The sequence below is a fragment of the Jannaschia aquimarina genome (assembly GCF_000877395.1).
GTDB lineage: Bacteria > Pseudomonadota > Alphaproteobacteria > Rhodobacterales > Rhodobacteraceae > Jannaschia > Jannaschia aquimarina.
The window spans coordinates 1-13,165 of the sequence record NZ_JYFE01000051.1; the positions used below are offsets into that span (position 1 = coordinate 1).

A 13,165-nucleotide genomic window follows, 5' to 3' on the forward strand; every position below is an offset into this window, starting at 1 on the left:
GGGAGAAGGGAGAAGGGAGAAGGGAGAAGGGAGAAGGGAGAAGGGAGAAGGGAGACGGTCTCGCGATGCTCTGCCGAACGCAAGGCATATGTCCGACCGGCAAGTCCAAAGCGCACGGGGCAAATCAATCGAGACAGGCTTCCTTTAGCTCAATCGGGCTACCCGAAGGGCCATTCTTGATCTGCCCGATGGTCCGTCATGACATCCGCCGGGCGGGCATCGGCAGGGAAAGATGCCTGCGTCGTCCCGCGGCTCAGAACCCGCGCAGCAAGACAAGCGCAGGTGACGTCGGTCCGCCCTGATCGTTTCCGGCCCGGACGAGATAGAGGTCGATCGCGCGCGAAAGCGTCTCTTCTTCCGCGAGCCCGGAGATCGTCGAGGTTCCGAAAGTCGCTTCGGCCCGGCGCTGGAACTCGTCGAGCTGACGGTCCAGATCCAGCGCGCCGATCCCTTTCGGCAGCCCGAGTGCGCCCTCGATCACCTCGCGCACCGGTGGGGTACCGAGGACCGTGAACCATTTGGCGGTCTCGGATCCGCTTCCCTCCGCGATGGCCTGCAGTTCGCGACGGGCATTGAGAGCGAGGCGGAGGGAGTTGCTCGTCTCACCGACGGCCGTCTCGAAGCTTCGCTCGGCGAAGCGGGCGGTGATCCTGTCCGCAAAGCCGGGAACCGTCGTGTTGGGGCCGCCGGGTTCGCCGAAGCCGAACGCGCGGCTGAACTCCCGGTAGCGGCGATCCGCCAGGCGGTTGGCAAGCGCATCCTGATCGGATGTCCCGTCCGCGAGCACTTTTCGAATGAAGAACTTCGAATTCACATCCTCGGACAGCCCGAATGCCGCCAGCGCGGTCTCAAGAAGGCGGCGGTCAGCCACAAGTTCCTCTGCCGTCGTGATCTGTCCGATCTTCTCGCGGAAATAGTCCGTCGCCCGTTCGACGGCACCGGACGCCTCATAGGCGGCCCTCTGATCGCCATAGGTCCGCTCGAGGAACCGCCAACCGAGCAGACCGCCGGTCGGGAGGACAGGCTGGTAGGTCATGACGCCTTCGCCAGCGCCAGGATCGCCGCTTCCCGCTGGCGAAGATCGACGAGGCGGCGCAGAGCCGGATAGTAGCGCCCGGCGAAGAGATCCGCCGAGATCCGCTCCACCAGGATCCTGTCGCCGGGATCCACGAACGCGGATGCAAGAGCCGAGATCGCGGTGTGGCATTCTTCGCGCGCGTCGCTCTCGGGCAGGATGCCGGCCACGACCATCTGGACGAGATGCGCGAGGCGCGAGACCGGCGTGGTCGCCTCGGTAGGGTCGATCGCATCCCGAAGACGCAAGATCGGAGTGTCCGGTGTCATCACGCGAAGCCGTGATGGTCGACCGACGCTTTCGAGAAGGGCCCCGGCGACCAGAACCCGTTCCCCCGCGCGCAACTTGAGAAGGAGCCCGCTCAATTCAGGATACCTCGGTCGAAAGCCCGCCAATGATGCGACGGTTGATCTCGATGAGGATCCGGATATCGCCACGCCCGGCGAGAAGTTCCGCGGTCTGCCGCTCGACGAAGCCGGCAAGCCCGGCCAGCGAGGCGCGCAGGCTATCCGGCATCTCGTTGTCGTTCTGAAGCGTGACTGCGGCGATAGCGCTCCAAAGGCGGCGGTTGTCGTGCATGACTTCGGCCCGGCGGCTGAAAGGAACCGCATCGTCGGAGAATGCGGCGATCATGCGCCGCGTCAGATCCGTCATGACCCGTGCCTCCGCGCGCTTGGGGGAAAGGATCGCATCGTCGATGGCGGCATAAGCGCCGGCGGCGGGTCGGGAATGGTACATCATGGACCGTCTGCTGGAGTTCGGGATCGGACGGCGCGGGATCACCCGCGCCGTCCGGCGTCAGTTCGGCCTTAGCGGAACAGGGCCAGGATCGACTGTGGCGCCTGGTTGGCGATCGACAACGACTGGGTCGCCAGCTGCTGCTGCACCTGCAGGGCCTGCAGACGCGCCGAGGCCTCTTCCATGTTGGCGTCGACCAGCGACCCGATGCCCGACTTCAACGAGTCCGACAGCTTCGAGATGAAGTCCGACTGGGTCTCGATCCGACCTTGCGAGGAACCGAAGGCGGCCGACGAGTCGATCGCGGTCTGGATCAGACCTTCGATCTGGTCGAGCGCAGCCTCGGATCCTGCCTCGCTCGAGACGTCGATGCCGCTCAGCTTCTCCAGACCGCCGCCGATGGTCGTATCGTCGGAGCCATAGGAGTTGACGGCGATGCTGAAGCCGTCCGCTGCGACAAGCGCACCGACAACGGTCACTTCACCAGCATCCGTAACGGTCGCCTGCACGCCGGTATCCTCGAAACCCTTCTCCTTGATGTACTCATTGAAGGAGTCGGCGAGGCCCTGAGCCACATCAGCCCGGGTGTCGCCGTCGCGGGCGACGTACTTGATGTCGTTGAGGTCCGTCGTGTTGAGCGCCGTACCGCCAAATGCGCCGGCACCGGCCGAGATGGTGATTGCGTAGCCCTGCCCGGCCTCGACGCCGTCAGCGGCAGTCGTGCCGATCTCGAAAACGGCATCGTTCCGCGTCGTCGCGTTGCCCGCGATCGCGAATGCCGCGGCATCGCCTTCGCCCGTGACATTGTTCGCGGCGGTGGCGAGAGCTGTCGGCGTTCCGTTGATCGACGACGCTTCGACACCGAGATCCTGCTTGCCGACCGAGATCGAACTGGAGGACACACCGGAAGCCGACCGGTCGAGCGAAGCCAGGATGTCGACGGAGCCGCTGCCCGCATCGGTCTCCTTGTTCGACAGCAGGTTGAGACCGTTGAACTGGGCAGCCCCGACAACCGCACCGATCTGGTCACGAAGCGCGACGATATCGGCCTGGATCTTCGAGCGATCGACATTGTCCTCCTGAGAGGCGACGATCTTGCCCTTGATCTGCGTCAGCAGGTCGGTGACCGTCTCCGAGGCGTTGCGGGCCACGGCCACGGTGCTCTCGCCGAGCGCGAGGCTTTCCTTGATGGCTTTGAAGCCCTGGACGTCGGATTCCATCTGCTTGGAGATGGCCCAGACGGCGGCATTGTCCTTGGCGCTGCCGACGGACTTGCCGGTCGAGATCTCGGACTGGGTCTGGCCGAGGCTCTTGTTGATGTTCTGAAGCGTCTGAAGCGCGACCATCGCGCCGTTGTTGGTCAGAATGCTGGACATGGTGGTTCTTTTCCCGTTCTGCGCCCGCTTTGCGAGCAAGTGGAAACAGCGTTCTGCCGTTGGGCGCCAAGCGCCCGGTGGGTCGCCCTTCTGGGCCCGGTCTGAATGGACCGCGAACCTTAACCGGGTATGAATCCCGCCCCGCCGAATACCTTCGATTTGTGTCTATTGCCGTGCGGATCGGCGTCCCCATTGCAACCTGAGCCCCACCCTTTACCGTTGCCGCAGCGTCAGGCCGTGTGGCCGCGCAAAGGGAGGAAAGACATGAAAGCCTTTACGAAATTCACCGGCGTCACCGCCGCGACCATCCTTGCGGCCGGTCTGGCCCAGGCCCAGACCACCACGCTGCGGATCCAGAACCATCAGTCGCCGGACTCGACGACGGGACGGGTGATCGCCGACTTCGTCGAGACCGTCGACCGCATGTCCGGCGGCGACATCGCCATCGAGATGTTCTACTCCTCCGCCGTCGTCGCCTCGGCCGAGACGTTCGACGCCGCGGCCAGCGGCATCCTCGATTGCGACATGACCAATGGCAGCTACCAGACCGGCAAGAACGCTGCCTACCAGTTCGTCGCCGACACGATGGGGGGCTACGATACGCCGCTGCAATACCAGGCCTGGGTCAATCTCGGCGGCGGCCGCGAGCGGATCAACGAACTCTACGCCCCCGAAGGGATGACCTTCATCGGCGCCCATGTGGGCGGGCAGGAATCGCTCAATTCGACCTCTCCGCTCACCGGGATCGCAGATCTCGAGAACTTCAAGTTCCGCTCTCCCCCCGGAATGCAGACCGAGATCTTCGCGTCGCTCGGTGCCTCGCCCATCGTGATGGATTTCACCGAGATCTTCACCGCGCTCGAGACGGGCATCATCGACGGGGCCGACGCCTCCTCGCTGGCGGTGAATGTGGGCCTCGGCATCTACGACATCGCCAAGCACACGACCTTCCCGGGCTTCCATTCCATGTCGTCGGACCAGCTCGCCTGCCGTACCGAGGTCTGGGAGGCCATGCCCGAAGCCCATCGTGCCATCATCGAGACGGCGCACAAGGCGATGGCGATGGATCTCATGATGCTGACCCTGGTCGAGAACGGCGAGGCGCTGCGCGACCTGCCGGAAAAGGGCGTCACCATCCACGATTGGTCGGCCGAGGATCGCGCCGCCTTCCGCGCCGCCGCACAGGCCGCCTGGGAGGATTGGGCCTCCAAGACCCCCGAAGCCGCCGAGATGGTCCAGAGCCATCGCGACTTCATCGCGCGGATCGGCCTGTCCGAATGAGACCAGCGCCCGTCCCGGCCATGGGCCGGGGCGGGCCGTCAGGCGGTCAGGCCGTCGGGCTCCGGCAGATCGTGGATCCGGCAGGCCGCCGTGACTGTGTTGGCCAGTAGGCAGGCGATCGTCATCGGCCCGACGCCACCGGGCACCGGCGTGATCGCGGCCGCCACCTCCTCCGCTTCGTCGAAGGCCACGTCACCCACAAGCCGGGTCTTGCCGGGCTTGTCGGGATGAGCCTCGCGGGTGATGCCGACATCGATCACCGTCGCCCCCGGCTTGACCCAATCGCCACGCACCATGCGCGCCCGGCCCACGGCGGCGACAAGGATGTCCGCCCGCCGGCAGACGTCAGGCAGATCCTTCGTGCGGGAATGCGCGATCGTGACGGTGCAGTTCTCGCGCAGCAACAATTGCGCCATCGGCTTGCCGAAGAGGTTCGAGCGTCCGACGACCACAGCCTCCATTCCAGCCAGGTTCCCCAGCCTGTCCCGCAGCAGCATCAGGCAACCCAGCGGCGTGCAGCTGACCAGCGCATCGCCGCCCGTGGCCAGCAGACCGGCATTCGCGACGCTCAACCCGTCGACGTCCTTGGCCGGGTCGATCCGGGCCACGGTCCGCCGCTCGTCCAGATGGGCGGGCACCGGGAACTGACACAGGATGCCATGCACCTCCGGGTCGGCGTTCAGCCGGTCGATCAGGGCGAAGAGGTCCGCCTCGGAGACGTCCGCGGGCAGCCGATGCTCGAACGAAGCCATTCCGGCCGCGACGGTCGCCTTGCGCTTGTGGCCGACATAGACCTCGCTCGCCGGGTCGTCACCCACGAGGATGACGGCAAGGCCGGGCGCCACGCCCGCCGCCTTCAGGCGTGCGACCTCCTCGGCCACGCGGTCCCGTATCCCTGCCGCAAAGGCCTTCCCGTCGATGATCTCCGCGCCCATGTCCCGCGCCCCCTCAGATGTTGCGGCCGCCCTTGCCGAGGACGGCCTCCTCCTCGGCGATGAAGTGGTCCACCATCACCCGCCATATGTCCGCGGCGAGATCGGGATGCACCCCCCGCCGATCCGCCCCCGCCCGGACCCGGTCGAGGACCTCTGCGACCCGCGAGGGCTGGGCGGCGGCCAGACCGTCCCTCGCCTTGATGACCTTGACCTTTTCCACCACGGCCTGCCGCCGTGCCAGCAGCGACAGCAGATCATCGTCGATGGCGTCGATCGCCGCGCGGCACTCCGCCAGGGTTTCCCATTCGGGTCTTTCGGTCGTCATGTCGTCTCCCCTCCGGATCGGAGGCATCCCCCCGCTTCTTCTCGGCACAAATACTCCCGCCGGAGGCCCGGGTCGCGGGGGGCTCGATGCCCTCCGCGCCCCGCATCCGAGCGGACCGCCCGCGGCGGCGCGCAACGCGCCCGTGCGTCGTTTGTCTGCACGGGGGGTGTACAGGGGGTGCACAGGGGGTGCACGCCGTTTCCGCCTCAGAAGAGCCCCTCGATCTGCCCCGCATCGTTGAGCCGGATCGCCTCGGCCGACGGCACGCGCGGCAGGCCCGGCATGGTCATGATCTCCCCGCAGACCACCACGATGAACCCCGCTCCGGCACTCAGCCGCACCTCCCGCACGGGGACGGAGTGACCGATCGGCGCGCCCCGCAGGTTCGGGTCGGTGCTGAACGAATACTGGGTCTTGGCCATGCAGACCGGCAGATCGCCGTAGCCCTGATCCTCCCACAGCCGGAGCTGGTCGCGGATCTTCTTGTCCGCGAGCACCTCGTCGGCGCGGTAGATCCGCTTGGCGATGGTCTCGATCTTCTCGAAGAGAGGCATGTCATCCCCATAGAGCGGGGCGAAGTTCGACACGCCGGCATCGGCGATTTCCGCCACACGGGTCGCCAGCGCCTCGGCCCCCTTGCCCCCCCCGGCCCAGTGCCGGGAAACGATCGCCTCGGAGCCCTGTTCGGCCACATACGCACTGATCGCCGCGACCTCTTCCTCGGCGTCGCCAGAGAAGTGATTGATTGCCACGACGACCGGCACGCCGAAGGATTTCACGTTCTCGATATGCCGCCCCAGATTGGCGCAGCCCTTCCGGACGGCCTCCACATCCGTGGCGCCCAGATCACCCTTGGCCACGCCACCGTTCATCTTCATCGCCCGCACGGTTGCGACAAGAACCACGCAGGATGGCGTCAGGCCTGCTTTGCGGCACTTGATGTCGAAGAACTTCTCCGCCCCGAGATCGGCGCCGAACCCGGCCTCGGTCACGACATAATCGGCCAGCTTCAGTGCGGTCTTCGTCGCGATGACCGAGTTGCAGCCATGGGCGATGTTGGCGAACGGCCCGCCATGGACGAAGGCCGGATTGTTCTCGAGCGTCTGGACCAGGTTCGGCTGCATCGCGTCCTTCAGGAGAACGGTCATGGCCCCGTCCGCCTTCATGTCACGACAGAAGACCGGGGAGCGGTCGCGCCGGTAGGCGACGATCATGTCCCCCAGCCGCCGCTCCAGATCAGAGAGATCGTCGGCCAGGCAGAGGCATGCCATGACCTCCGACGCCACGGTGATGTCGAACCCCCCCTCACGCGGGAAGCCGTTGGCCACCCCGCCCAGGCTGCACACGACCTGTCGCAGGGCCCGGTCGTTCATGTCCACGACCCGCCGCCACTGGATGCGGCGGATGTCGATCTCCTGCTCGTTGCCCCAGTAGATGTGGTTGTCGATCATCGCGCTCAGCAGCGAGTGGGCCGAGGTGATCGCATGAAAGTCGCCGGTGAAGTGGAGGTTCATGTCCTCCATCGGCACGATCTGCGCATAGCCCCCCCCGGCCGCCCCGCCCTTCATCCCGAAGTTCGGCCCCAGAGATGCCTCACGGATGCAGACCATCGCGTCCTTGCCGATCGCATTCAGCCCGTCGCCCAGACCCACGGTCGTGGTCGTCTTCCCCTCTCCGGCGGGGGTCGGATTGATCGCGGTCACCAGGATCAGCTTGCCGTCCTCGCGATCCCTCAGGCCGTCGATGAAGCCTTGGCCGATCTTGGCCTTGTCATGGCCGTAGGGCAGGAGATGCTCGGCGGGGATCCCGAGGCGGTCGCCGATCTGCTGGATCGGCTTCTTCGCCGCCTCGCGGGCGATCTCGATATCTGTCTTGGGCATGGCGATCTTTCCTGCGCGTCCTGTCGCAGCCCTAGCGTCCCGGACGCGCGACGGGGATAGCGGAACACGACGTTTTCGGTCGTTTTGGCGGCGTCACCGGCCCCTCCCGGTGGCACGGCGGAGCGGATCGGAAACCGCGATCCCTGCACGGCACATTCGTGCGTGCCCGGCACTTCGGCTTGCGGACGCACCCGGCTCAGACGACCGGAGCGAGGGGCCGGCCCCTCGCGCTCCCCGGGATATTTCCGGCAGGATGAGGGAGAAAGCGGCGCCCTACTCCGCGGCCTGCGCGGGGTTCTCGACCCGGACAGCGGCGAACTTGAATTCCGGTATCTTCCCGAAGGAATCCAGGGCCGGATTGGTCAGCAGGTTCGCCGCGGCCTCGACATAGGCGAAGGGCAGGAACACCATGTCCGGGGCGACCGCGCGGTCTTCCCGCGCCATCAACGTGACCGAGCCCCGCCTCGTGGTCAGCCGCACATCGCCGCCGGGCGCGATCCTGAACTTGCGGAGCGTGGCCGGATGGAGCGAACAGTTCGCCTCCGGCTCCACTGCGTCCAGGACGCGGGCGCGGCGGGTCATGGAGCCCGTGTGCCAATGTTCCAGTTGGCGCCCGGTGGTCAGGATCATGGGGTATTCCGCGTCGGGCTGTTCGTCCGGCGGCACGACACTCGCCGGGGTGAAGCGCGCCCGGCCCTCGGCCCGCGGAAACCCGTCGCCGAAGACGATCGGCTGGCCCGGATCGTCCGGGGCGAACGAGGGATAGGTGACCGCACCCTCCCGCTCCAGCCTTTCCCATGTGATGTTGGCGAGACTCGGCATGACCTGCGCCATCTCGGCGAAGACGTCGGCGGGGCCGTCATGGTCCCAATCCAGCCCGCAGGCCCGCGCGAGGTCGCGGGTGATGCGCCAATCCTCCCGGGCCTCGCCGGGCGGCGCGATGGCGGGACGCCCCATCTGCACTTGCCGGTTCGTGTTGGTGACCGTCCCCCGCTTTTCGTAGAAGGCGGCGGCCGGCAGGATCACGTCGGCATACATCGCCGTCTCGGTCAGGAAGATGTCCTGCACCACGAGGTGGTCCAACTTGGACAGCGCCGCCCGCGCATGGGTCAGATCCGGGTCCGACATGGCGGGATTCTCGCCCAGGACATACATCGCACGGATGTCCTCGGTGTGGATCGCATCCATAATCTCGGTGACGGTCAGCCCTCTCTCGGCTGCGAGTTCCGACCCCCAGAGGGCGGCATACCGGTCCCGAACGGCTCCGTCGGTGACGCTGGCATAGTCGGGCAGGAACATGGGGATGAGCCCCGCATCGCTGGCCCCCTGGACATTGTTCTGACCCCGCAACGGGTGCAGCCCCGTCCCCGGCCGACCGACATGGCCACACATCAGCGCCAGCGAGATCAGGCAGCGCGAATTGTCGGTTCCGTGGACATGCTGGCTGACGCCCATGCCCCAGAAGATCATCCCCGCCGTCCCCCCGGCGAAGTCGCGCGCCACGGTCCGGATGGTCTCGGCGTCGATTCCGGTCAGATCCTCGACCGTTTCGGGGGCGAAGCCGGCCAGATGCGCCTCTTGCTCGGCCCAGTTCTCGGTGAACGCCTCGATATACTGCCGATCGGCCAGCCCTTCATCGACGATGACATGCATGATCGCATTCAGCAGGGCCACATCCGCGCCGGGCCGGAACTGAAGCATGTGCGTCGCGTGCCGCTTCAGGGCCTGACCTCGCGGATCCATCACGATCAACCTGCCGCCGCGCTTGGCGAACCGCTTGAAATAGGTGGCGGCGACGGGGTGGTTCTCGACCGGGTTGGCACCGATGACGATGGCGACGTCGGCATTCTCGATCTCGTTGAACGTCGCGGTCACGGCGCCGCTGCCGACATTCTCGAGCAGGGCCGCCACCGACGAGGCGTGGCAAAGCCGCGTGCAGTGATCCACGTTGTTGTGGCCGAAGCCTTCGCGGATGAACCTCTGGAAGAGATACGCTTCCTCGTTCGTGCACTTGGCGCTGCCGAAGCCCGCCACCTCGCGCCCGCGTCCGCGGAGGCCAGCCGCGGCAGCCTCTAGCGCCTCGTCCCAGCTGACCTCGCGGAAATGGGTCAGGGGATCGGCCGGGTCCACGTTCATGCCCTTTGGCGCGCCGTCCCGGCGGATCAGGGGACGGGTCAGACGGTGCGGATGGTGGACGTAGTCGAAGCCGAACCGGCCCTTGACGCAGAGGCGCCCCTCATTCGCAGGGCCGTCGATGCCGTCCACGGCGACGACGCGGCCGTCCCTCACCTTCACGCTGACCTGGCAGCCGACCCCGCAGAAGGGGCAGATCGACTTCGTCTCGCCGTCAAAGGCGGACCCGTCGCCGGTCTGCGCCTCGTCCAGAAGCGCCGCCTCCATGAGCGCGCCGGTTGGACAGGCCTGGACGCATTCGCCGCAGGCGACGCAGGTGCTGTCGCCCATCGGATCGTCGAAGTCGAAGATGGGCCAGCTATCGTGCCCGCGGCCGGCCATCCCGATCACGTCGTTGACCTGCACTTCTCGGCAGGCGCGCACGCAGAGACCGCACTGGATGCAGGCGTCCAGGTTCACCGCCATCGCCGGGTGACTCCGGTCCAGCGGGGGGATCGCCTCGGCGTCCATGGCGGGCAAGCGGCTTTCGCTGATGCCCGCCGCCTCGGCCGTGGCCCAGAGGTGAGAGGACCGGTCATGCGCCGCCTCACGCTCGGGCTGGTCGGCCATGAGCATCTCGATGACCGTCTTTCGCGCGCGCACCGCCCGGTCTGAATTCGTATGCACGACCATGCCGTCAACGGCCTCGCGGATGCAGGAGGCAGCGAGGACACGCTCCCCCTCCACTTCGACCATGCAGGCCCGGCAATTGCCGTCGGGGCGATAGCCCGGCGCGGGCTTGTGGCAGAGATGGGGGATCGTCAGGCCGCGCCCGTTCGCAGCGTCCCAGATGGTCGTCCCGGCAGGGACCGAGACCTCTGCGCCGTCCAGCGTGAAGGTGACCGTATCGAGGACGTCCTTCATCCGCGCGCCTCCCGCAGGCCTGACCAGATCAGGCTTGTGCCCATGGCCCCGAAGATGGCGGCGAAGGCGCCTTCGACCCATCGGGCGAACCGGGCGTAGCCCTGCACGGCAAGCCCCGTTGAGAATAGCAGCGCATACGTGCCGTAGACCGCCAGACCCGACAGCGCGCCGATCGGGCCGAAGGCCAGCACCTGCACGGGCGAAAGGCCCAGACCGAACAGGAATGTCGCGACGGCCGCCCACATGAGCGCGGCCTTGGGGTTGGTCAGCACGACCAGCAGCCCGCGCCGCCATGCGGCGATGTCCGACAGGCGCGCATGGTCGGGCCGGATCGTCGCCGCCTGCCCGCGCCACGTGGCCCGCGCCGCCTTGAGGCCGAGGAACAGCAGATACCCGCCGCCGATCAGCTTCATCAGCAGCATCGACAGGGGAAAGGCCGTCAGCAGGGCGCCCAGTCCCATCGCCGTGGCGAGCGACCAGACCAGCATGCCGGACGCGACCCCTGTCACGACATACAGCGCGGACCGTCGTCCTTCGGCCAGCGCGACGGAGGCGACCGCGACGAGGTTCGGGCCGGGCGAGGCCTGCGCGGCCAACACGCCCAGCCAGGTCAGGAAGAAGGCCTCGATCATGACTTGCCCTCCAGGCTCTGATCGGTGGCGGCGTTGTCCGCGGGTGGCGCCGACGCGGTCTCGTCGGTGAAATGCCGGATCGTCAGCCGGATTGCATTCGGTGCCGCCTGTCCCAGTCCGCAGATCGACGCGTCGGCCATCGCCTGACAGACATCCTCCAGCAGGTCGGTGTCCCAGCGCGGCGCCTGCATCAGCTTGACGGCCTTCTCGCAGCCGACCCGGCAGGGCGTGCATTGCCCGCAACTCTCGCTTTCGAAGAAGCGCAGCATGTTCAGCGCGGCCGCTCGTGCGCTGTCCTTGTCGGACAGGACGACGACGGCGCCCGAGCCGATGAAGCTGCCATGTTCCTGAAAGGTTTCGAAGTCCAGCGGAACGTCGTCCAGGGTCGCCGGCAAGAGACCCGAGGACGGACCGCCGGGCTGGTAGGCCTTGAAGACATGCCCCTCGGCCATACCACCTGCCGCCTCGATGATGTCGGTGATGGTCGACCCCGAGGGGAGCAGATGGACGCCCGGACTTCGGACGCGGCCCGACACGGAGTAGCTGCGCAGCCCCGTTCGGCCGTTCCTTTCGTGAGCCGACAGCACGTCCGGCCCCTCGCGCACGATCCGCGCGACCCAGTGCAGGGTCTCGACATTGTGGACGAGCGTCGGGCGTCCGAACAGACCGACCTGCGCGACATAGGGCGGGCGGTGGCGGGGCAGCCCGCGCTTGCCCTCGATCGACTCGATCATCGCGCTTTCTTCGCCACAGATATAGGCGCCGGCCCCGCGCCGCAGCTCGACATAGCCGGGCTCGATCAGGCCTGCCCTTTCCAATGCGGCGATCTCTCTGCGCAGGATCTCCAGCACGGCGGGGTATTCGTCGCGCATGTAGAAATAGACCCGCTCCGCCTGGACGGCCCAGGCGGCGATCAGCATCCCTTCGAGCGCGAGATGCGGCACCCGCTCCAGATAGAAGCGGTCCTTGAATGTCCCCGGCTCCCCCTCGTCGCCGTTGACCGCCATGAGGCGGGGGCCGGGATTGGACCGGACGAAGCCCCACTTCTTCCCGCTCGGGAACCCCGCACCGCCAAGGCCGCGGAGTCCGCTTTCGGCGACCTTCGCCTGCACCGCTTCCCAATCTCCGCCCGCGCGCAGATCCAGAAGCGCGTCATAGCCGCCTAAGGCGCGGTAGGCGTCGAGGCCCTCGTAATCGGGGATCACCGGCGCCGTCCGGCCAGAGGCGGCCGCATCCAGAACCGCGTCCGCACTCGCGTGGTCCACGTGGAAATGTCCGACCTCAGCCACCGGCGCGGTGTCGCAGCGCCCCATGCAGGGTGCGCGCAGCACGCGCATCCCGGCGGGATCGGCGCCCTCTTCCAGGGCTGTTATCAGTGCCTGCGCGCCTGCGAGTTCGCAGGAAAGGCTGTCGCAGACCCGGATCGTCACGGCGGGCGGCACCGGGTCGTCTTCGCGCATCGGATCGAAATGGTCGTAGAAGGTTGCGACCTCCCAGATTTCGGCCATGCTCAGCCCCATCTCCTCGGAAAGGGCACGCAGGTGTCGGGCCGAGAGGTGTCCGTGCGCATCCTGGATCAGGTGCAGATGCTCGATCAGGAGGTCCCGCCGGCGCGGCCGGTCGCCCAGAAGCGCGCGGATCTCGGCGAGCGCGCCGTCGTCGTACTGGCGGCCCTTGGGCGTGGCACGGCCCTTGCGCCTACCCCGGCCTCTCTTGCCGACTTTTCCGTCATCCAACGCCATCGCGTCCCCCTCGGCCCCGGGGTATAGGCGGTCGACGGCCCCCGCCATAAGGGGCTTTCGACCAAAGTGGTCCCGAACGCGACGCCACGCCGTTTCCCATCGGAACGCCCGGTCCCCGATCCGGTGCCTTTCCCGGTTGTCCGAA

The 13,165-nt window shown here is 67.1% G+C and carries 11 protein-coding genes; 1 reads left to right on the plus strand and 10 read right to left on the minus strand.

From position 1 onward, the window contains the following. Window positions 1-253: 253 nt before the first annotated feature. From jaqu_RS14425 to jaqu_RS14440, 4 genes are all read right to left on the minus strand, one after another. Window positions 254-1,036, minus strand: coding sequence for a DUF1217 domain-containing protein (locus jaqu_RS14425; protein WP_043919704.1), 783 nt, complete (start codon window positions 1,034-1,036; stop codon window positions 254-256). After that, complete coding sequence (locus jaqu_RS14430; protein WP_043919705.1) at window positions 1,033-1,440, minus strand: flagellar biosynthesis repressor FlbT; 408 nt, start codon at window positions 1,438-1,440, stop codon at window positions 1,033-1,035. Before jaqu_RS14430 ends, jaqu_RS14425 begins: the two co-directional genes overlap by 4 nt. Before the next feature lies 1 nt (window position 1,441). Continuing rightward, window positions 1,442-1,816 (minus strand): flagellar biosynthesis regulator FlaF, encoded by a 375-nt coding sequence (flaF, locus tag jaqu_RS14435; RefSeq protein WP_084629885.1) that lies wholly within the window; start codon window positions 1,814-1,816, stop codon window positions 1,442-1,444. Window positions 1,817-1,884: 68 nt separating this feature from the next. Further along, window positions 1,885-3,189 (minus strand): flagellin, encoded by a 1,305-nt coding sequence (locus tag jaqu_RS14440; protein ID WP_043919707.1) that lies wholly within the window; start codon window positions 3,187-3,189, stop codon window positions 1,885-1,887. Between the two features lie 264 nt (window positions 3,190-3,453). Between jaqu_RS14440 and dctP the strand changes: the two genes are divergently transcribed. Further along, window positions 3,454-4,470, plus strand: coding sequence for a TRAP transporter substrate-binding protein DctP (gene dctP / locus jaqu_RS14445; protein ID WP_043919708.1), 1,017 nt, complete (start codon window positions 3,454-3,456; stop codon window positions 4,468-4,470). 38 nt (window positions 4,471-4,508) lie between these two features. Here dctP and folD read toward each other — a convergent pair whose 3' ends face one another. The 6 genes from folD to jaqu_RS14475 all read right to left on the minus strand — a co-directional run bounded on the left by folD (window position 4,509) and on the right by jaqu_RS14475 (window position 13,020). Next, window positions 4,509-5,405 carry a bifunctional methylenetetrahydrofolate dehydrogenase/methenyltetrahydrofolate cyclohydrolase FolD gene (folD, locus tag jaqu_RS14450; protein WP_043919709.1) on the minus strand — a complete coding sequence of 299 codons (897 nt, stop codon included), beginning with the start codon at window positions 5,403-5,405 and terminating at the stop codon, window positions 4,509-4,511. A 13-nt stretch (window positions 5,406-5,418) separates the two neighbouring features. Then, window positions 5,419-5,730 (minus strand): chorismate mutase, encoded by a 312-nt coding sequence (locus jaqu_RS14455; RefSeq protein ID WP_043919760.1) that lies wholly within the window; start codon window positions 5,728-5,730, stop codon window positions 5,419-5,421. Between the two features lie 206 nt (window positions 5,731-5,936). After that, on the minus strand, window positions 5,937-7,610 hold the full coding sequence (locus tag jaqu_RS14460; protein WP_043919710.1) for a formate--tetrahydrofolate ligase: 1,674 nt from the start codon (window positions 7,608-7,610) through the stop codon (window positions 5,937-5,939). 273 nt (window positions 7,611-7,883) lie between these two features. After that, entirely contained in the window at window positions 7,884-10,646 is a 2,763-nt protein-coding gene (gene fdhF / locus jaqu_RS14465) for a formate dehydrogenase subunit alpha (RefSeq protein WP_043919711.1), read from the minus strand. Further along, on the minus strand, window positions 10,643-11,278 hold the full coding sequence (locus jaqu_RS14470) for a LysE family translocator (RefSeq protein WP_043919712.1): 636 nt from the start codon (window positions 11,276-11,278) through the stop codon (window positions 10,643-10,645). Before jaqu_RS14470 ends, fdhF begins: the two co-directional genes overlap by 4 nt. Beyond that, window positions 11,275-13,020 carry an NAD(P)H-dependent oxidoreductase subunit E gene (locus tag jaqu_RS14475; protein ID WP_043919761.1) on the minus strand — a complete coding sequence of 582 codons (1,746 nt, stop codon included), beginning with the start codon at window positions 13,018-13,020 and terminating at the stop codon, window positions 11,275-11,277. Before jaqu_RS14475 ends, jaqu_RS14470 begins: the two co-directional genes overlap by 4 nt. Window positions 13,021-13,165 lie beyond the last annotated feature (145 nt).

Excerpts from the sequence above, each read along its gene's own strand:
- flaF (WP_084629885.1), bottom strand. The coding sequence starts at position 1,816 with ATGATGTACCATTCCCGACCCGCCGCCGGCGCTTATGCCGCCATCGAC.
- jaqu_RS14470 (WP_043919712.1), bottom strand. The coding sequence starts at position 11,278 with ATGATCGAGGCCTTCTTCCTGACCTGGCTGGGCGTGTTGGCCGCGCAG.
- folD (WP_043919709.1), bottom strand. The coding sequence starts at position 5,405 with ATGGGCGCGGAGATCATCGACGGGAAGGCCTTTGCGGCAGGGATACGG.
- dctP (WP_043919708.1), top strand. The coding sequence starts at position 3,454 with ATGAAAGCCTTTACGAAATTCACCGGCGTCACCGCCGCGACCATCCTT.
- jaqu_RS14455 (WP_043919760.1), bottom strand. The coding sequence starts at position 5,730 with ATGACGACCGAAAGACCCGAATGGGAAACCCTGGCGGAGTGCCGCGCG.
- fdhF (WP_043919711.1), bottom strand. The coding sequence starts at position 10,646 with ATGAAGGACGTCCTCGATACGGTCACCTTCACGCTGGACGGCGCAGAG.
- jaqu_RS14440 (WP_043919707.1), bottom strand. The coding sequence starts at position 3,189 with ATGTCCAGCATTCTGACCAACAACGGCGCGATGGTCGCGCTTCAGACG.
- jaqu_RS14425 (WP_043919704.1), bottom strand. The coding sequence starts at position 1,036 with ATGACCTACCAGCCTGTCCTCCCGACCGGCGGTCTGCTCGGTTGGCGG.
- jaqu_RS14475 (WP_043919761.1), bottom strand. The coding sequence starts at position 13,020 with ATGGCGTTGGATGACGGAAAAGTCGGCAAGAGAGGCCGGGGTAGGCGC.
- jaqu_RS14460 (WP_043919710.1), bottom strand. The coding sequence starts at position 7,610 with ATGCCCAAGACAGATATCGAGATCGCCCGCGAGGCGGCGAAGAAGCCG.